This is a genomic window from Microbispora sp. CSR-4, from assembly GCF_008033685.1.
In the GTDB taxonomy this organism is placed as follows: domain Bacteria; phylum Actinomycetota; class Actinomycetes; order Streptosporangiales; family Streptosporangiaceae; genus Microbispora.
On sequence record NZ_VJVX01000051.1, the window covers coordinates 1 to 17,790 of the forward strand.

General features: G+C 70.8%; 17 protein-coding genes. 10 read left to right on the forward strand and 7 right to left on the reverse strand.

What is annotated here, in order from left to right; all coding sequences use genetic code 11:
• Together FLV34_RS29860 and FLV34_RS29865 are read left to right on the forward strand one after the other, a co-directional pair.
• The coding region (locus tag FLV34_RS29860) for an HNH endonuclease signature motif containing protein (RefSeq protein WP_222709671.1) at positions 1-521 on the forward strand (521 nt) is incomplete at its 5' end.
• Positions 522-1,006: 485 nt separating this feature from the next.
• The gene (locus tag FLV34_RS29865; RefSeq protein WP_147944686.1) at positions 1,007-2,563 is read left to right on the forward strand and encodes an FAD-dependent oxidoreductase; all 1,557 of its coding nucleotides are present in this window, start codon (positions 1,007-1,009) and stop codon (positions 2,561-2,563) included.
• A gap of 45 nt (positions 2,564-2,608) precedes the next feature.
• Here FLV34_RS29865 and FLV34_RS29870 read toward each other — a convergent pair whose 3' ends face one another.
• The gene (locus tag FLV34_RS29870; RefSeq protein WP_142651281.1) at positions 2,609-3,673 is read right to left on the reverse strand and encodes an MBL fold metallo-hydrolase; all 1,065 of its coding nucleotides are present in this window, start codon (positions 3,671-3,673) and stop codon (positions 2,609-2,611) included.
• A gap of 98 nt (positions 3,674-3,771) precedes the next feature.
• Complete coding sequence (locus FLV34_RS29875; protein ID WP_147944687.1) at positions 3,772-4,380, reverse strand: helix-turn-helix transcriptional regulator; 609 nt, start codon at positions 4,378-4,380, stop codon at positions 3,772-3,774.
• Positions 4,381-4,576: 196 nt separating this feature from the next.
• Here FLV34_RS29875 and FLV34_RS29880 point away from each other — a divergent pair, with 196 nt between their 5' ends.
• Complete coding sequence (locus FLV34_RS29880; RefSeq protein ID WP_260617501.1) at positions 4,577-7,117, forward strand: glycoside hydrolase family 9 protein; 2,541 nt, start codon at positions 4,577-4,579, stop codon at positions 7,115-7,117.
• Positions 7,118-7,236: 119 nt separating this feature from the next.
• On the opposite strand, the gene FLV34_RS29885 is transcribed toward FLV34_RS29880, so the two are convergent.
• Genes FLV34_RS29885 through FLV34_RS29895 form a run of 3 tightly spaced genes read right to left on the reverse strand, consistent with a single transcriptional unit; the run spans position 7,237 to position 8,911 of the window.
• Entirely contained in the window at positions 7,237-7,581 is a 345-nt protein-coding gene (locus FLV34_RS29885) for a DUF2283 domain-containing protein (protein ID WP_147944688.1), read from the reverse strand.
• Positions 7,582-7,599: 18 nt separating this feature from the next.
• Positions 7,600-8,571, reverse strand: a complete 972-nt coding sequence (locus FLV34_RS29890) for a DUF4258 domain-containing protein (protein ID WP_142651277.1) — start codon at positions 8,569-8,571, stop codon at positions 7,600-7,602.
• A gap of 13 nt (positions 8,572-8,584) precedes the next feature.
• A complete protein-coding gene (locus FLV34_RS29895) occupies positions 8,585-8,911 on the reverse strand; it encodes a hypothetical protein (RefSeq protein WP_142651276.1) in 327 nt (108 codons plus the stop codon).
• Between the two features lie 79 nt (positions 8,912-8,990).
• Between FLV34_RS29895 and FLV34_RS29900 the strand changes: the two genes are divergently transcribed.
• Together FLV34_RS29900 and FLV34_RS29905 are read left to right on the forward strand one after the other, a co-directional pair.
• A complete protein-coding gene (locus FLV34_RS29900; RefSeq protein ID WP_142651275.1) occupies positions 8,991-9,380 on the forward strand; it encodes a YbaB/EbfC family nucleoid-associated protein in 390 nt (129 codons plus the stop codon).
• Positions 9,381-9,406: 26 nt separating this feature from the next.
• Entirely contained in the window at positions 9,407-9,787 is a 381-nt protein-coding gene (locus tag FLV34_RS29905) for a YbaB/EbfC family nucleoid-associated protein (protein ID WP_147944689.1), read from the forward strand.
• A 19-nt stretch (positions 9,788-9,806) separates the two neighbouring features.
• Here the strand turns inward: FLV34_RS29905 and FLV34_RS29910 are convergent, their stop codons facing one another.
• The gene (locus tag FLV34_RS29910; protein ID WP_142651273.1) at positions 9,807-10,517 is read right to left on the reverse strand and encodes a type 1 glutamine amidotransferase; all 711 of its coding nucleotides are present in this window, start codon (positions 10,515-10,517) and stop codon (positions 9,807-9,809) included.
• 46 nt (positions 10,518-10,563) lie between these two features.
• Positions 10,564-11,322: an SDR family oxidoreductase gene (locus FLV34_RS29915; RefSeq protein WP_142651272.1), complete on the reverse strand. Its 759-nt coding sequence runs from the start codon at positions 11,320-11,322 to the stop codon at positions 10,564-10,566.
• Between the two features lie 69 nt (positions 11,323-11,391).
• On the opposite strand from FLV34_RS29915, the gene FLV34_RS29920 reads away from it, so the two are divergent.
• The 5 genes from FLV34_RS29920 (at position 11,392) to FLV34_RS29935 (ending at position 17,744) form a co-directional block, all read left to right on the forward strand.
• Entirely contained in the window at positions 11,392-11,967 is a 576-nt protein-coding gene (locus tag FLV34_RS29920) for a TetR/AcrR family transcriptional regulator (RefSeq protein ID WP_147944690.1), read from the forward strand.
• Between the two features lie 10 nt (positions 11,968-11,977).
• A complete protein-coding gene (locus tag FLV34_RS29925; RefSeq protein WP_142651270.1) occupies positions 11,978-12,619 on the forward strand; it encodes a B3/4 domain-containing protein in 642 nt (213 codons plus the stop codon).
• 196 nt (positions 12,620-12,815) lie between these two features.
• Complete coding sequence (locus FLV34_RS29930; RefSeq protein ID WP_142651269.1) at positions 12,816-16,511, forward strand: multifunctional oxoglutarate decarboxylase/oxoglutarate dehydrogenase thiamine pyrophosphate-binding subunit/dihydrolipoyllysine-residue succinyltransferase subunit; 3,696 nt, start codon at positions 12,816-12,818, stop codon at positions 16,509-16,511.
• Positions 16,512-16,604: 93 nt separating this feature from the next.
• Entirely contained in the window at positions 16,605-16,778 is a 174-nt protein-coding gene (locus tag FLV34_RS40820; protein ID WP_167530605.1) for a DUF6104 family protein, read from the forward strand.
• Between the two features lie 144 nt (positions 16,779-16,922).
• On the forward strand, positions 16,923-17,744 hold the full coding sequence (locus FLV34_RS29935) for a DUF4097 family beta strand repeat-containing protein (protein ID WP_142651268.1): 822 nt from the start codon (positions 16,923-16,925) through the stop codon (positions 17,742-17,744).
• Positions 17,745-17,790: the final 46 nt, after the last annotated feature.

The window sequence follows — 17,790 nt, forward strand, 5'->3', positions numbered from 1 at the left end:
CGTCGGCGGGCACGCTGCCCGGGGCGTCGCTGGGGTCGGCGCTGGGAGCGTCGGCAAGCACGCTGCTGGGGGCGTCTCTGGGAGGGGCGTTGGGGATGGCACCGGGGACCGCGCCGGGGTTGTTGCTCGCGACCGGGCAGGTGCTGCCCCTCTCCAGCGTGCACCGCCTCGCCCGCACCTCAACCCTGGTCCGGATCGTCATGAACGCCGACGGGCAAGTCCTCGACATGGGCCGCAAAGTCCGCCTGGCCACCCCCGCCCAACGCCGGGCCATCTTCGCCCGGTACGCCACCTGCTGGATCGACGGCTGCCCACTCCCGGCGACCATGTGCCAGATCGACCACGCCGACAACTGGAGCACCGGCGGGCTCACGGACCTGAAACTCCTCGGCCCGGCCTGCCAGTTCCACAACCGCGACCGCTACCAGCACCCCGAGCGCTACACCCGCCGCAACGTCGGCGAAGACCGCTGGGCCTTCACCTACCACCGCCTCGGAAGAACCCGACGACTACATGAGTAAGACGCGGGGGCACACAGGGAGCGCGACGCGGCACCGAGCGACGCGCGGACAGGCCCGAGCGACGCACAGACAGGCCCAGCGGCTGCGCGAGTGAGGCGAGAGGCACAGAGGGCAACGCACAGGGCAGGCCCAGGCTGACGCGCGGACAGACGTCGAGCTCCCCCAGGCAGGTCTTGACGCTCTTGACGGCTCTGGTCACCGCCTCGCGGGGCCGTGGCCCGCCGTTCCGACGCGCGGATCTGACCGCTCTGGGCCGCCGCGACGCGGGTCTCACGGGGGCCGCCCAAGGGCGCAAGTGTCCAGAATCCAGTGCAACATGCATGCAACTTTCTGACCGACCCACCCTTCAATAGATGCTGCTTACAGCCTACTTTGCCGACTCACGATTGACGAGTGATCGCAGGCATGTCTACGATGTGTGCGTTTTACACATAATTTCGATGGACGGCCGAGCCGTCCCGAGGCATGCGGAAGAGGAGCCGGACATGACCGACACCGACGTCGAGGTGATCATCAGCGGAGCCGGGGCGGCCGGGGAGACCCTCGCGATCGACCTGGCCCGCCGGGGCGTGAGCTTCCTGCTGATCGACAAGGCCGCCCGCCCGTTCGCGGGGTCACGTGGCAAGGGCATCCAGCCGCGTACCCAGGAGGTGTTCGAGGACCTCGGTGTGATCGACAAGATCGTCGCCTCCGGCGGCGAATATCCGCCCCAGCGCCTCTACACCGCCGACGGCCCGATCGACAGGGCGATGACCGACATGACCGGCCCGACTCCGTACGAGCCCTATCGGATGGCGCTGCTGGTCCCGCAGTTCCTCACCGAGCGCAGGCTGCGCGAGCGGCTGGCCGAGCTCGGCCACGCCCCGCACTACGACCACGAGCTGGTCGGCTTCGACCAGGACGACGACGGCGTGAACGCCCGCATCCTCACTCCGGCCGGTACGCGCACCGTGCGCGCCCGCTATCTGGTGGGCGCCGACGGTGGGTCGAGCTTCGTACGCAAGGCCCTGGGAGTGGCCTTCGACGGCGCCACTCTCGGGGTGCGCGCCCTGGTGGCCGATGTGGTCGTCGAAGGGCTCTCGTTCGACGCGTGGCACCGCTGGGGGCGGGGAGCAGACGACCAGCTCATGCTGTGCCCGCTCTACGGCACCGAGATGTTCCAGCTCCAGGCGCCGATCCCCTTCGACGTGGACGTCGACCTGTCCGCGCACGGCCTGACCGAGCTGGTGCGCGAGCGCACCGGCCGCGACGACGTGGTGATCCGCTCGGTCCCGTGGGCCTCGGCGTACGAGATGAACGCCCGCCTGGCGGGGACCTACCAGGCCGGACGGGTGTTCCTGACCGGAGACGCGGCGCACGTCCACCCGCCGACCGGCGGGCAGGGGCTCAACACCAGCGTGCAGGACGCCTACAACCTGGGCTGGAAGCTCGCCGCCGTGCTCGACGGCGCCCCGGAGCGGCTGCTGGCGTCGTACGAGAAGGAGCGCCGCCCGGTCGCGGAGGCGGTGCTCGGCCTGTCGACACGGCTGCTCGACGCGGCCAAGCAGGGCGACATCAACCGCAAGCGGGACGTCTCCCAGCTCGACCTCGGCTACCCCGGCTCGCCGCTCACTCTCACCGACCCCCTGCGAAGCGCGGGCGTGCTCGCCGGCCACCGCGCCCCCGACGCGCCCGTCACCGGTGCCGGAGGCCTGCCCACACGCCTGTTCTCGCTCTTCCGGGGCACCCACTGGACACTGATCGGCTACGACGTGCCCGCGGGCGACGCCCCCGCCGCCCGGCGCGGCGTGCACGTGCACACCATCGGCGAACGCGGCGACATCGCGGACACCGGCCACCACGTGCGCGACGGTTACGGACTCGTCTCCGGGGAGTGGGTCCTGGTGCGCCCCGACGGCTACGTCGCCGCCGTGACCGCCGATCTGGACGTCGTCGACGCCTACCTCGAAACCCACCTGAACGTCACCGCGGCCGCACTCCCCCGGCAGGACGCGGTCTCCGCCGGAAACGACGTGGTCTCCGCCGGAAACACGGCATCGTGATGAGCGGCGGTCCCCCGGCGGCCGGTATGGCCGCGAGCGGCCCGGTCAGGCGGACGGCGCGTACCAGAGGTCGGGCTCGCCCGGCACTCGGGTGACCATGTCCCGCTGCTCCAGCCACACCAGGTGGGCGAGCGTCTCGTTGTTGGCCGCCCGCCGCATGTGCGCGGGGATCTCCTCCCAGCCGCGCGACCAGGTGAGCCGGGTGGCGATGTCCCAGCAGGTGGAGCCGTCGCCGTCGGCCACGACGCGCTGCACCTCCGCCAGCCGCTCCTCGTGGTGCCCGATCACGTAGTCCACCCGCTTGGCCAGCTCAAGGAAGCGGTATTCGTGGGCGGGCAGCACCTCCTCGACATCGAGCTTGCCCACCGCCCGCAGCGCGTCGAGATAGTCGGCGAGCGGGTTGGCCGCCGACTGGGGATGCACGGCGACCATCGACGTGATCCGGGCGAGCACGTGGTCGCCGGAGAACAGCAGCCTGCGCTCCGGCTCCACGAAGCACAGGTGACCGGGCGAGTGGCCGGGGGTCCACATCGCCCGCAGGTCCCAGCCCGGCAGGTCGAGCCGGTCGCCGTCCTCGATGAGCCGGTCGGGCGTCGCCATCGTGACGAACTGCCGCAGCATGACCGACGCCCCGGCGAGCTCCTGCGCCGTCATGTCCGGCACTCCGCACCTGACCAGCAGGGACCGCTCCCGCTGCACGAGCGAGTCGATCGCCGATTCGTCATAGCGGTCGTGCACGATGCGGGCGTCGGCCGGGTGGAGCCCGATCCAGGCGCCGGACGCCTCCCGGATCCGCCCGGCCAGGCCGTAGTGGTCCGGATGGATGTGGGTGACCAGCACGGCCTTCACGTCCGTGATCTCATATCCGGCCGTGGCGAGCCCCGCGACGAGCGCGCCGTACGCCTCCTCGGTGTTCCATCCGGCGTCGATGATCACGACCCCGTCCGGGACCTCCAGGGCGTAGACGAGGACGTAGCGCAGCGGGTTGATGGGGATCGGGACGGGAATCGACCACAGCCCCGGCCGCACCCGCTCGACCTCGGGCAGGCTCCCGCCCAGCCACGCCGCGCGCTGCGCCTCGTTCGCCGCGGTCACGATCACCTTGCTCATCGGCTCCCCGCCCCTTTCGCAGCCCTGACGCTTGATTGTGCCGTGTAACCGAATTTCGTTCTACAGGGGGTGCCTTCAGGGGGCGGGGCCGGTTGATGTCAGGCCGCCGGGTCCCGGCGCGGATGGGCCGCCAGCAACACCGCGACCGGACGCGCGTCCGGGTCGTCCCGATCCCGCTCGGCGGCCTCGAGGAGCATGGCCGACACCCGTTCGTAGAGGGACGCCACCGTCGCCGGCGACAGCCGTACGACCAGGTCGGACATCCCGGCGGCCTCGACCCACGCCTCGCTCCACAGGTCGCGCTCGCGCTCGAAGCTCTCGACGTCGGCAGTGAGCTTTTCGAGCTGACGCCACCGCAGGACCGCCGCGGCCTCCCTGCCCTCGGCCGGCGAAGCCGTCGCAGGCGTCGCGGGCGTCGCAGCCGTCGCGGCCGTCTCCACGTCGCTCCATGAGGTGAAGCGGTGGATCGCCCGCCATCGGCGCTCACGCCGGTCGCGCCGGTCGGGATCGGCGTCCACGAAGCCATACCTGGCGAGCTGGCGCAGGTGATAGCTGGTCGCGCCGGAGCTCTCGCCGAGGCGCCCGGCCAGCTCGGTCGCGGTCGCCGGGCCGTTCGTACGCAGTTCCCCCAGCAGCCGCACCCGCAACGGGTGGGCGACGGCCTTCAGCGCACGGGGATCGTCGACATGGAAGACCTCGTGGTCCATGCCGGCCGACGCTACCCTTCGCAAAGGAATCTTTGCAAAAAACCCTTTGCGGAAATGTAAGTTTCAGTCACACCCCCTCGCAATGGCCGGTCAGGCGCGTCCCACCGCCCGCATCGTTGACGCCCGCGGAAAGCCGAAGGAAGCATGCGAGTCGCTTCCGACTTTGGGAGCGCTCCCACTCTCCCCGAGGACCACAGTGCTCAGACGAATCGGCATTCTCGCCGTGGCGGCGCTGGCCACGGCCTGCCTGACAGGCGCACCTCCCGCCACGGCGGAGGAGGGCCCGGAACAGATCCCCAACGGCACGTTCGACACCACCACAGACCCGTGGTGGCACACGGCGAACCTCGACTTCGAGCTGACCGACGGCCGTCTCTGCTCCGACGTCCCCGCGGGCACGATCAACCCCTGGGACGCGATCATCGGCGTCAACGACATCCCGCTGGTGAAGGACGAGACCTACGCGTTCAGTTTCTTCGCCACCGCGGACCCCGGGAAGGTCGCCAGGGCGTACGTCCAGCTCCCGACCGACCCCTACACGCAGTATGTGTCGGCCGCTCCCGAGCTGAGCGTCTCGGGCAACACCTACAGCTACACGTTCACCTCGCCGGTCGACCTGCCCAACGCGCAGGTCGTCTTCCAGCTCGGCGGCAGCGCGACGGCATGGCGGTTCTGCGTTGACAACGTCTCCCTCAAGGGCGGGGCGCCGCCAGAGGTCTACACGCCCGACACCGGCCCCCGGGTCCGCGTGAACCAGGTGGCCTACCTGCCCAAGGGCCCCAAGAACGCCACCGTGGTCACCGACGCCACCGAGGCGCTGCCCTGGCAGCTCAAGAACTCCGCCGGCACCGTGGTCGCGCACGGCACGACCACCCCGCGCGGCGTCGACTCCAGCTCCGGGCAGAACGTCCACACGATCGACTTCAGCACGTACACGAAGGCCGGGACCGGCTACACGCTGACCGCCGACGGCGAGACCAGCCGGCCGTTCGACATCAAGCCCGACGCGTACGCCGACCTCAAGCTCGACGCGTTGAAGTTCTACTACACCCAGCGCAGCGGGATCGCGATCGACGACGCCCTGCGTCCCGGCTACGGCCGTCCCGCCGGGCACGTGGGCGTCGCCCCCAACCAGGGCGACACGAACGTCCCCTGCCAGCCGGGGGTCTGCGACTACTCGCTCGACGTGTCCGGCGGCTGGTATGACGCGGGCGACCACGGCAAGTACGTCGTCAACGGCGGCATCTCGGTCGCGCAGCTCATGAGCGAGTTCGAGCGGACCAAGAACGCCGCGACCGCCAAGCCGATCGGCAGCCTGAACATCCCCGAGAGCGGCGACGACGTCCCCGACGTGCTCGACGAGGCCCGCTGGGAGCAGGAGTTCCTGCTGAAGATGCAGCGGCCCGACGGCATGGTCCACCACAAGATCCACGACGAGAACTGGACCGGCCTGCCGCTGCTGCCGCACCTGGACGCGCAGAAGCGGGAGCTGCACCCGGTCTCCACGGCCGCCACGCTCAACCTCGCCGCGACGGCCGCCCAGGCGGCGCGGATCTTCGCGCCGTACGACGCCGAGTTCGCCGCGAAGAACCTCACGGCGGCGAAGAAGGCGTGGACGGCTGCCAAGGCGCACCCGAACCTGCTCGCCTCCCCCTCCGACGGCGTCGGCGGCGGCACCTACGACGACGCGAACGTCAGCGACGAGTTCTACTGGGCGGCCGCCGAGCTCTACATCACCACCGGTGAGAAGGAGTACAAGGACTACGTCCTCGCCTCGCCGCTCCACACGGCCGACATCTGGAAGACGGGCGCCATGGACTGGGGCAACGTCGCCGCGCTCGGCCGCCTCGACCTGGCGACCGTGCCCAACGATCTGCCCGGCCGCGACGAGGTGCGCGCCTCCGTGGTGGCCGGCGCGGACAAGTACCTCGCCATACTGAAGGCCCACCCGTACGGCCTGCCGTACGACACGACGAACTACGACTGGGGATCGAACAGCATCGTCGTCAACAACCTGGTGGTCATCGCCACGGCCTATGACCTCACCGGCGACGTGAAGTACCGCGACGGCGTGCTGGAGGGCATCGACTACATCTTCGGCCGCAACGCGCTCAACCAGTCGTACGTGACCGGTTACGGCGAGGTGGCGTCGAAGAACCAGCACACCAGGTGGTACGCCCACTCCCTGGACACCTCGCTGCCGAACCCGCCGCGCGGCACGCTCGCGGGCGGCCCCAACTCCGCCATCCAGGACCCGGTGGCCCAGGCGAAGCTCACGGGCTGCGTGGCGCAGTTCTGCTACATCGACGACATCGGCTCCTGGGCGACCAACGAGCTGACGATCAACTGGAACGCGCCGCTGTCGTGGATCTCGGCGTTCATCGCCGACCAGGGCGACGGCGCGGTCAAGGCCCCGGCCGGGTGCAAGGTCACCTACACCACGCACGGCTCGTGGCCGACGGGCTTCACCACCCAGCTCACGATCAAGAACACCGGCACGAAGGCGATCGAGGGCTGGTCGCTGAAGTGGTCGTTCCTGGGCGGTCAGACGATCGACATCGGCTGGAACGCCAAGTTCTCCCAGAAGGCGGCGACGGTGACCGCCTCGAACGAGTCGTACAACAAGACCATCAACCCGGGCCAGTCGATCACCTTCGGTTTCAACGGCAAGGCCGCGCCGGAGGCCAACCCCACGCCCGACCTGTTCACGCTGAACGGCGCCGCCTGCTCCGCCTGACGGCCCGCCGCCTCTGAAGACCCCGGCCGCCGCCTCAGCAGAGGCGGCGGCCGGTTCCACGTCGTCGGCAGGCCCATCACAAAAGAACTCAGCGCAAAAGAACTCAGCACAAAGAGAATTCAGCGCAGGTGCGGCTCGTAGGGCGGCAGGCTGGAACCGCCCGGCCCGCCCCCGTCCCCGCCGTCGTCCCCGCCGTCTCCTTCGCCTGCCTGGTCGCCTGCCTGGTCGCCGGCATCATCGCCGGCATCGTCGTCGGCCAGGGCGAGGACCTCCGGCCGCAGGACGCGCGACGCGCCGAGCACCTCGATGCCCAGCAGCCGCCCCTCCCGGTCCAGGTCCAGCACGATCTCCCCGCGCAGGTCGTCGTCCTCGACCTCGATCTGGGTGACCGCCTCTCCCTCACCGATCTCGTCGACCAGGTAGATGTAGGCGACGTTGTTCTCCCTGTCGTGCTCGATTCGCACGTCAGACTCCCCCGCCCACTAGTTCCTTCTTTTCTTCTTGCGGATGACAGTGATCACGTTATCGGTCTTGTCGTTCACGACGACCTTCAGCTTGTCCGTCTCATAGACGGAGGTGCCGGGTTCGTGGCCACGGCTCCTCCGGCCGTTCGCCTTGACGTCGTCGATCATGTCGTCGCTGAAACCACGCTGGCTCTGGCGCTGCTCGCTGTGGGAGGTCCGGCCGTCGTCCCTGGCACTGGCGCCCCCCCCGCCCCCGCTACGGCGTCCGCCCCCGCCGCGGCGCCCGTTGCCGCCGCTCCTGGCGTTCTTGTTGCTGCGCCCCATGAGCGCCAGGCCGTCCTGCGGGGACCGGCCGGCCGCCGCGCGGGGACCCACCGTCCCCCGGGCCGGGATGCGGTGACCCGCGCCGGCGAACGCGGGGACCGGCCCTCCTCCGCCCGGGCGGCGCAGGCCTTCGAGGATCCGGCGGAACTGCTCGGTGACCCGGCGGTCGAGCGCGGGGGCCAGCACCCGTCCGGCGCCCTCGGCGCCCTCCCGCTGGATCTTCCCGATGGCGGCGCGGGAGCGGAACATCTCCGCCGCGGCCAGTGCCGCGCCGAGCGGGCCACCGGACAGGTACGCCCTGGCCACCCGTACGGTCGTGTAGACGGCGGTCGAGGCCACCGCGACCTTCACGCCGGTCGTCAGCCAGGCGGTGTTGTCGAGCACGGCAGGGGCCAGCCGCGCGGCGGCGGCCGCCCGGCTCAGGTGCCCGCCCTCGCCGCCCGTCTCGTTCCAGTAGCCGGCCAGCGCGTTCGCCGACCTGCCGCGATAGACCTCACCCGTCCCCGCGATCGTGGCGTTCGCCGCCGCACCGGACCGGTCGGTGCCCGCGAGCACGGTCCGCCAGGCGTCTGCGTCCTTGCGGATCTCGTCCTCGTCGACGTTCGGCCAGGGCATGCCGAGCATGCTCAGCATCACGTCCACCTGCGGAGGAACCGTCACACCCATCGCGGGGCCCCCGTCACGCCCACTGCTCGCCGTACAGGTCGCGGGACCGCGTCAGGCTCGCGTCCTCGGCCTCGCCGACGCGGGCGCTCACCCTGCCCAGCCCGTCGCCGGTGTCGGCCATCGCCGCGGACAGACCGGTCAGCGCCTCCACCCCCAGAAGCGTGCACTCGGCGTACGGCCCGGTCAGCATGCCGAGCAGGCCGTCGTCCTGCCAGGCCGCGCCCCCGAGCCCGCGTTCCCTGAGCCGGCGCAGCGCGGCGGCGTAGTCCTCACCGTGCACCCGCATCCGGGAGGCGTCCTGCCTCATCCGGTCGTGGATGATCTCCAGTCCCGACTCCATGCCGCAGGCTCAACTCCCCCACTTCCCGTCGCGTACAGATCCCAGTAAACACCGATCTACCATTCGATAACCTTTTTTCATGACGACCCCCTCCCCCGACGGCGACGCCGAGCTGCTGGAGCGCGTGTTGCTGGAGGGCCGGGCGATGATGCGACGGCTGCAGGACGCGCGGGCCCTGGTCCGCGACGTGACGGGTCGGGCGGAAAACCCCGACCGCACGATGAGAGCGGTGGCCGACGGCCGGGGCGACATCGTGGAGCTGCACTTCGACCCCCGCGTCCTGCGACTCGACCGCGAGGCGCTCGGCCGGCAGGTGACGGCCGTGCTGCGCGCGGCCCAGTGGGACGCCGAGGCCAGGACCAGGCAGATCATGGATGCCGCCCTCGCGGAGACCGCGGACGTCCCCGCGCCCCTGGACGACGGCTTCGTCCGCGACCGTGTGGAGCGGATCGCCCGCGACCTGCTGTGACCCTTCACGACCCGACTGGAGGCGCCGTGTACGGCTCTCGCATGAACCCGGCCGACATCCGCGAGGAGGATCTCGCCCGGGCCGAGGAGCAGGCGGAGCGCGTCCACGCCTGGGCAGAGCGGGCCCGGGCCGACCTCGAAGAGATCACCGGCACGGGCGAGGCGGCCTCCGGCCAGGTGACGGCCACCGTGTCGGCGGAGGGCATGGTGCTGGACGTGACGTTCGGGCCGCGCGCTATGCGCCTGGACAGCCGGACGCTGGCGGAGGAGGTCCGCGCCGCCGTCTCCCGGGCGCGGCTCGACGCCGCGCGCCGGACCCGGGAGCTGATCCGCGACGGCCTGCCCGGGTTCGACCCCGACGAGGCCGCCGCCCAGTTCGAACGGCTGCTCGACGTCCCCTGGGACTGACGCCCCGGAGACGATCCGCTCAGCCCCGCTCGACCACGGCGGCGAAGCGGGAGGCGACCTCGCCCCAGGCGGCCCGCGCGAGCGGGTCGTCGGTCACGGCGGCGGCGTACAGCTCGTCGATGTCCAGCCCCCGCCTGCGGGTGTGCTCGGCGTCCCACAGCCGGATGCGCTCGGGCCCGGCCTCGGGGTGGAACTGCACGCCCCAGGCACGCTCGCCCAGCCGGAACGCCTGGTAGGGGCAGCGTTCCGTCTCGGCGAGCCAGACCGCGCCCGGCGGCAGGGCCGTGACGGCGTCGATGTGGTTCTCGATCGCCGGGACGACCTGGGGCAGCCCGCCGAACACCACGTCGTCCGCCGCCTCGGCCCTCATGGCGATGGAGGTGCTGCCGTGCTCGGGCGCCCCGGCGTCCGCCTGGACCTTCCCGCCGCCGACCGAGGCCAGCATCTGCCCGCCCAGGCAGATGCCGAAGTAGGGCACCGACCGGGCGAGGGCCTGCTCGACGAGGGCGCGGGTGGCCGGCAGCCAGGGCGCCGTGTCGTCGTCGTCCGGCATGTAGCCGCCGCCGAGCACGAGCAGGCCGTCGTGCTCCAGCCGTGACGGCAGGGCGGAGCCGTCGAAGGCGGTGACCACGTCGACGGCGACCCCGGCGGCCTCCAGCCATTTCCCGAACCGCCCGGGACCCCCCTTCGCCCCGTTCTGTACGGCGAGCACACGCGGCGTTTCCGGCATGAGCCCGGACTCTACTCGCCCGGCCTCCTGCCCCCGGGCGGCGGGCTCACAGGTCGCTGCCGCCGGTGGCGTCGACCGTGGTGCCGGTGACCCAGCGGGCGTCTCCGGAGGCGAGGAACGCGACCACGTCGGCCATGTCGCGCGGTGTGCCGACGCGGCCCAGCGCCGCCCGGCCGGCCGACGCCGCCCAGGCCGCTTCGTCGCCGCGCAGCCAGTCCGCGTTGGTGTCGGTGTCGACGATCCCCGGCGCCACGTTGTTGACGGTGATCCCTCGCGGCCCGAGGTGCTTGGCCAGCGCCAGTGTGAAGGTCTCCAGCGCGCCCTTGGTCATCGCGTACGCGATCGCCTCGGGGAACGCGATCCTGGTCACTCCCGAGGTGACGGTCACGATCCGCCCGCCGTCGGGGATGCGCGGCAGCGCCCGCCGGGTGACGAAAAAGGCCGCCCGCGTGTTGACGGCGAACGCCCGGTCATAGAGCTCCGGCGTCACCTCCTCGATCGTTCCCCGCACGGTGATCCCCGTGTTGTTGACGAGGATGTCGATCGGCGCCCGCGGGCCCAGCTCCCGGTCCAGCCCGGCGAACAGCTCGTCCACGTCGCCCGGCGCGCCCAGCTCGGCCCTGACCGCGAAGGCCCGGCCGCCTCGGGCCTCGATCGCCGCCACCGTGTCCTTGGCCGCCGCCTCGTCCCTGGCGTAGTTCACCGCCACCAGCGCCCCGTCGGCCGCCAGCCGTTCGGCGATCCCGCGTCCGATTCCCCTGCTCGCGCCCGTGACCAGCGCCGTCCTGCCGTCGAGCGTGCCCATGCCCGTCTCCTTTCTTTAGCGACCGCTACAAAATAACACGACCTGTAGCGATCGCTATAAAATCAGCGCATGGGCAGGACGAGGGCGTTCGACCGGGACGTCGCGCTGGAGCGGGCGCTGGAGGAGTTCTGGCGGCATGGCTACGAGGCGACCTCGGTCGCCGGCCTGACCGCGGTGATGGGGATCAACCCGCCGAGCCTCTACGCCGCCTTCGGGGACAAACGCCGGCTGTTCGGCGAGGCCGTGCGCCGTTACCAGGAGACCCACGGCGCGTTCGCCTCGCATGCCCTGGCGGGGGAGCCGACCGCGCGGGCCGCCGTCGAGCGCCTGCTGCGCGAGGCGGCGGAGGTCTACACCGACCAGGCCCACCCACCCGGCTGCATGATCATCTCGGCGGGAGTGAACACGAGCGACCCCGGCGTGGTCGAGGAGCTGCGGACGCACCGCGAGGCGAGCAAGGCGGCGATCCGCCGCCGGATCGAGCGGGACGTCGAGGCCGGCCTCCTCCCCCCGGAGACCGACGCCCCCGCGCTCGCGACGTTCTTCGCCGCCGTCATCCAGGGCATGTCCACCCAGGCCAGGGACGGCGCGAGCCGTGGCGACCTCGACGCGGTGGCGACGCTCGCCATGCGGGCGTGGCCGTAGGCTGTCGGGCGTGATCGACGACATCTGGGTGGACGACGCCGTCACGGCGCTACGTCCGGACTTCGCCGTCCTGGTGGTCTGCGCGTACGGCCTGCGCAACGGGCCCTCCGACGACCGGTCGCGGGCCTGGCTCGCCGACGCGGCGGCCCACGCCGTGCCGCTCACCGACGAGAGGATCGAGGCCTGGCGGACGGCCTACCGCGCCTTCGGCGCCAAGCCGCAGCGCACCCGGCCCTCGGTCGACGCGCTGGTCCGCCGGATGCCGCTGCCCGAGATCAACCTCGTGGTGGACGCCTACAACAGCGTGTCCGTACGGCACGGCCTCCCGATCGGCGGCGAGGACCTGAGCCGCTACCAGGGCACGGCCCGGCTGGTGCGGGCCGCGGGCGACGAGCCCTCGGAAGAGGTGCTGGGCGACCCGGAGATCGGCGAGGTGGTGTGGCGCGACGACGCGGGCGTCACCTGCCGGCGCTGGAACTGGCGGCAGTGTGTCAGGACGAGGATCACCGAGGAGACGGTGGACGCGCTCTTCCTGCTGGAACGCCTCGAACCGCTCTCCCTCGAGGCGCTGCACGCCGCGGCCGACGACCTTGCCGGTATGCTGACCGATATAGCTCCCGATATCCAGATCAAGTCGCGGCTCATCGGCTGACCAGCCGCTGTGACCAGGGGGTAAGGGACACCTCACCACCCAGACGGGCTATCCGCGCGTGACCTGTTTTATCGATCCTGGGAGGATGGGCCGGGACCTACGACCCGCCGGGGCGCACGTCGGTGTGTGAGGCGAGTAGCCTTGGACAGGTTCACCAAACATCAACGCCGATCTGCGGAAGAGGGCGATTTCCGCCGTGTCGTCTGAGTCGTCGCGGTCAAACCCGCTGGCAAGCTTTGGACAAAATGAGTGGCTTGTCGACGAGTTGTACCAGAAGTATCTCGAAGATCCAGAGTCTGTTGATCAGGCCTGGTGGCACTTCTTCGCTGACTACAACGGGACGGCCAAGCCCGCTCCGTCCAAGTCCGCCGCCGTCGCGAACGGCGCGACGGCGACGGCAGCGCCCGAGGCTCCCGCTCCGGTGAGCCCGGCTCCGCAGACGGCGCCTCCGCAGCCCAAGCCGCAGGCGAAGCCGGCGGCCAAGGCCCCCGCAAAGGAGCAGGCCCCCGCCAAGCAGCCGGCCCCCGCCGGCGCGGTCGAGGAGAAGCTGCGCGGCGCCGCCGCGCGCACCGCCGCCAACATGGAGGCGTCGCTGGTCGTCCCCACGGCCACGAGCGTCCGCGCGGTCCCCGCCAAGCTCCTGATCGACAACCGCATCGTCATCAACAACCACCTGTCCCGCGGCCGTGGCGGCAAGATCTCCTTCACCCACGTCATCGGCTACGCGATCGTCCAGGCGCTCAAGTCGATGCCTGAGATGAACTACTCGTACGCCGAGGTGGACGGCAAGCCGGTCCTCGTCAAGCCCGAGCACGTCGGGCTCGGCCTCGCGATCGACGTCCAGAAGAGCGACGGCACCCGTCAGCTCCTGGTGCCCTCGATCAAGCAGGCCGAGACCATGGACTTCCGCCAGTTCTGGGTGGCGTACGAGGAGATCGTGCGCAAGGCCCGCGCGGGCAAGCTCGGTGTGGAGGACTTCCAGGGCACGACGATCTCCCTGACCAACCCCGGCACCATCGGCACGGTCCACTCGGTGCCGCGCCTGATGCCCGGCCAGGGCACGATCATCGGCGTCGGCGCGATGGAATACCCCGCCGAATACCAGGGCGCCTCGGCGGAGACGCTGTCCCGCCTCGCGATCAGCAAGGTGATGACGCTCACGTCCACCTACGACCACCGGATCATCCAGGGCGCCCAGTCGGGCGACTTCCTGCGCCGCATCCACCAGCTCCTGCTCGGCGCCGACGGCTTCTACGACGAGATCTTCCAGTCGCTGCGCATCCCCTACGAGCCGGTGCGCTGGGTCCAGGACATCTCGGCCACCCACGACGACGACGTCGCCAAGTCCGCGCGCGTGCTGGAGCTCATCCACGCCTACCGGGTCCGCGGCCACCTCATGGCCGACACCGACCCGCTGGAGTATCGCCAGCGCAAGCACCCGGACCTCGACATCCAGTCGCACGGCCTGACGCTGTGGGACCTGGAGCGCGAGTTCCCGACGGGCGGCTTCGGCGGCAAGCCGCTGATGAAGCTGCGCGACATCCTCGGCGTGCTGCGCGACTCGTACTGCCGCACGATCGGCATCGAGTACATGCACATCCAGAACCCCGAGGAGCGGGCCTGGATCCAGGCGCGGGTGGAGCGGCCGCATTCCAAGCCCAGCCGCGAGGAGCAGCTCAACATCCTGCGCAGGCTCAACACCGCCGAGGCGTTCGAGACCTTCCTGCAGACCAAGTACGTCGGCCAGAAGCGGTTCTCGCTCGAGGGCGGCGAGTCGCTGATCCCGCTGCTCGACTCGGTGATCAGCTACGCGGCGGCCGAGCACCTTGACGAGGTCGTCATCGGCATGGCCCACCGCGGCCGGCTCAACGTGCTCGCCAACATCGTGGGCAAGTCGTACGCCCAGATCTTCGGCGAGTTCGAGGGCAACATCGACCCCCGCAGCGCGCACGGCTCCGGCGACGTGAAGTACCACCTCGGCGCGAGCGGCGACTTCACGACGCCCGAGGGCAACACGATCAGCACGTCCGTGGTGGCGAACCCCTCGCACCTGGAGGCGGTCGACCCCGTCCTCGAAGGCGTGGTCCGGGCCAAGCAGGACCTGCTGGAGCGCGGCGAGGAGGGCTTCACCGTCCTGCCCGTGCTCGTCCACGGCGACGCGGCGTTCGCCGGCCAGGGCGTGGTCGCCGAGACCCTGCACCTGTCCCAGCTGCGCGGCTACCGCACCGGCGGCACCGTCCACATCGTGGTCAACAACCAGGTCGGCTTCACCACCTCCCCCGCGTCCTCGCGGTCGAGCGTGTACGCCACCGACGTCGCGCGCATGATCCAGGCGCCGATCTTCCACGTGAACGGCGACGACCCCGAGGCGGTCGTGCGGGTCGGCCGGCTCGCGTACGAGTACCGCCAGACGTTCCGCAAGGACGTCGTCATCGACATGGTCTGCTACCGGCGGCGTGGTCACAACGAGGGCGACAACCCGGCGTTCACGCAGCCGCTGATGTACGACCTCATCGACGCCAAGCGCTCGACCCGCAAGCTGTACACCGAGGCCCTCATCGGCCGCGGGGACATCACGGTCGAGGAGGCCGAGCAGGCCCTGCGCGACTACCAGGAGCAGCTTGAGCGGGCCTTCACCGAGACCCGCGAGGCCGTCAAGCATCCACCGGCGCCCGGTGCCGTCCGGGTCCCCGAGCCCGACGAGCTGATCCCGTGGTCGCACGAGGACACCAAGACGGCGATCTCGGAGGAGGTCGTCAAGCGGGTCATCGACACCCAGCTCAACCTGCCCGAGGGCTTCACCGTCCACCCGCGTCTCGCCCCGGTCATCCAGCGCCGCGGCACGATGGTCGCCGAGGACGCGATCGACTGGGCGACCGGTGAGCTGCTCGCGTTCGGCTCGCTGCTCATCGACGACCACCCGGTCCGCCTGGTCGGTCAGGACTCCCGCCGCGGCACCTTCGGCCAGCGTCACGCCGTGCTGGTCGACCGCGTCACCGGCGAGGAGCACACCCCGCTCAAGACGTTCAACCACGGCACCACGAAGTTCTACGTGTACGACTCGCTGCTCAGCGAGTTCGCCGCGATGGGCTTCGAGTACGGCTACAGCGTGGTCCGCCCGGACGCCCTGGTCGCCTGGGAGGCGCAGTTCGGCGACTTCGCCAACGGCGCCCAGTCGATCATCGACGAGTTCATCTCGTCGGGTGAGCAGAAGTGGGGTCAGCGCTCCTCGGTCGTGCTGCTGCTGCCGCACGGCTACGAGGGTCAGGGCCCGGACCACTCCTCCGCCCGCATCGAGCGCTACCTGCAGCTGTGCGCGCAGGACAACATGACGGTGGCGCAGCCGAGCACCCCGGCGAACTACTTCCACCTGCTGCGCTGGCAGGTGCTGTCGGAGCGGCGTAAGCCCCTGATCGTGTTCACGCCCAAGTCGCTGCTGCGGCTCAAGGCGGCGGCCTCGGCCACCTCGGAGTTCACCTCCGGCGCCTTCCGACCGGTCATCGGCGACTCGACGGTGGACCCGTCGGCGGTGCGCAAGATCGTGGTCTGCTCGGGCAGGATCTACTACGACCTGCTCGCGCGGCGCGAGAAGTCGGGCAGGAACGACGTGGCGCTGGTCCGCCTGGAGCGCCTCTACCCGTTCCCGGAGAACCCGCTCAAGGCCGAGCTGGCCCGCTACAGCGCGGACGCGGAGCTGCTCTGGGCGCAGGACGAGCCCGTCAACATGGGTCCGTGGCCCTACCTCAGCCTGAAGATCGTGGAGAAGCCCGACCTGCTCGGGGGCCGCACCTTCCGCCGGGTCTCGCGTACGCCGAACTCCTCGCCGGCCGTCGGCTCGCACGCCAAGCACGACGAGGAACTGCACGGCATCCTGGACGAGATCTTCGGCTGAGCGAGGATCCCGTACCACTGAGGAGGTCCCCCACGCCCGTGGGGGACCTCTCTCCATGATCAGACCATTCACTGGAGCTCACTGGAGCGAGGCATGTACTTCACCGACAGGGGGATCGAGGAGCTCGTCGAGCGTCGCGGCGAGGAGGAGGTCAGCGTCGGCTGGCTCGCGGAGCGGCTGCGCGAGTTCGTGGACCTCAACCCCGAGTTCGAGGTGCCCGTCGAGCGCCTGGCCACCTGGCTCGCACGCCTGGACGAGGACGACTGACAGGAGGCCACCAAGACCGGCTGGCCACGGAAACGCGATACATCTTGACTTTGCACAAACGCGATATATCGTGTTTGTGGATGGTTCGTCTGCGCGGAAGCCGACCCGTGCGGACGCAGGACTTCGCGTGGAAGGGCCTGAGCGATGCCCCAATGGACGATCGACTCTCCCGGACGGCTCACGTTCGGCGCGGTCACCGCGCTCAACGTGCGCATCATGGCCGGTCGGCTGGCGGTGCTGGCCAGTGACGGCCCGCCGGCCCTCGACGTGACGGAGGTGGACGGCGCGCCCCTGGTGGTGACGCACGACGATGACGGCCGCCTGACCGTCGCGTACAAGGACCTGACGTGGGACGGCGTCCTCGGGTTGTTACGCCCGGGCCCGCGCAGCACGACGCTGACGCTGACCGTGCCGAGGACGTGCCCCGTGCGGGCCGGGGTCGTCTCCGCCTCCGCCGTCGTGACGGGCATGGAGGGGAACACCGGGGTGAAGTCCGTGTCGGGCGACATCGTCCTCGACGGCGTCAGCGGCGAGGTGCACGCCGAGACGGTCTCGGGCTCGGTGGAGAGCCGGGGCCTGACCGGCGACCTGTCCTTCTCCAGCGTCTCCGGCGACCTCACCGTCGCCGCGGGCCGGCCGCGGCGGCTGCGCGCGAACACCGTGTCGGGCCGCGTCACCGCCGACCTCGAACTGGAGCCCACCGGTCACGTCACCGCGAACAGCATGTCGGGCTCGATCGTCGTACGGCTCCCGCACGACGTGGACGCCGACGTGTCCGTCCGCTCGACCTCCGGCAGGATCGAGTCGGCCTTCCCCGAGTTGCACGTCACCTCGGCCCCGGGCACCCGTTCGCTCAGCGGCCGGCTGGGCGGCGGTATGGCGTCCCTCTCGGCCATCACGGTGTCCGGCGCCGTCACCCTGCTCAGCGGCCAGCCCGCCGGCAGGCGAGAAGAGGAGAGAGCGTGAGCGAGCGAACGAGGCGGCACCGCACCGGGCGGCTGCCGCTCGGGGC

Coding starts and splice junctions, on each gene's coding strand:
- FLV34_RS29935 (WP_142651268.1), top strand. CDS start 16,923: ATGCCCCAATGGACGATCGACTCTCCCGGACGGCTCACGTTCGGCGCG.
- FLV34_RS29920 (WP_147944690.1), top strand. CDS start 11,392: ATGGGCAGGACGAGGGCGTTCGACCGGGACGTCGCGCTGGAGCGGGCG.
- FLV34_RS29875 (WP_147944687.1), bottom strand. CDS start 4,380: ATGGACCACGAGGTCTTCCATGTCGACGATCCCCGTGCGCTGAAGGCC.
- FLV34_RS40820 (WP_167530605.1), top strand. CDS start 16,605: ATGTACTTCACCGACAGGGGGATCGAGGAGCTCGTCGAGCGTCGCGGC.
- FLV34_RS29870 (WP_142651281.1), bottom strand. CDS start 3,673: ATGAGCAAGGTGATCGTGACCGCGGCGAACGAGGCGCAGCGCGCGGCG.
- FLV34_RS29910 (WP_142651273.1), bottom strand. CDS start 10,517: ATGCCGGAAACGCCGCGTGTGCTCGCCGTACAGAACGGGGCGAAGGGG.
- FLV34_RS29890 (WP_142651277.1), bottom strand. CDS start 8,571: ATGGGTGTGACGGTTCCTCCGCAGGTGGACGTGATGCTGAGCATGCTC.
- FLV34_RS29900 (WP_142651275.1), top strand. CDS start 8,991: ATGACGACCCCCTCCCCCGACGGCGACGCCGAGCTGCTGGAGCGCGTG.
- FLV34_RS29895 (WP_142651276.1), bottom strand. CDS start 8,911: ATGGAGTCGGGACTGGAGATCATCCACGACCGGATGAGGCAGGACGCC.
- FLV34_RS29865 (WP_147944686.1), top strand. CDS start 1,007: ATGACCGACACCGACGTCGAGGTGATCATCAGCGGAGCCGGGGCGGCC.
- FLV34_RS29915 (WP_142651272.1), bottom strand. CDS start 11,322: ATGGGCACGCTCGACGGCAGGACGGCGCTGGTCACGGGCGCGAGCAGG.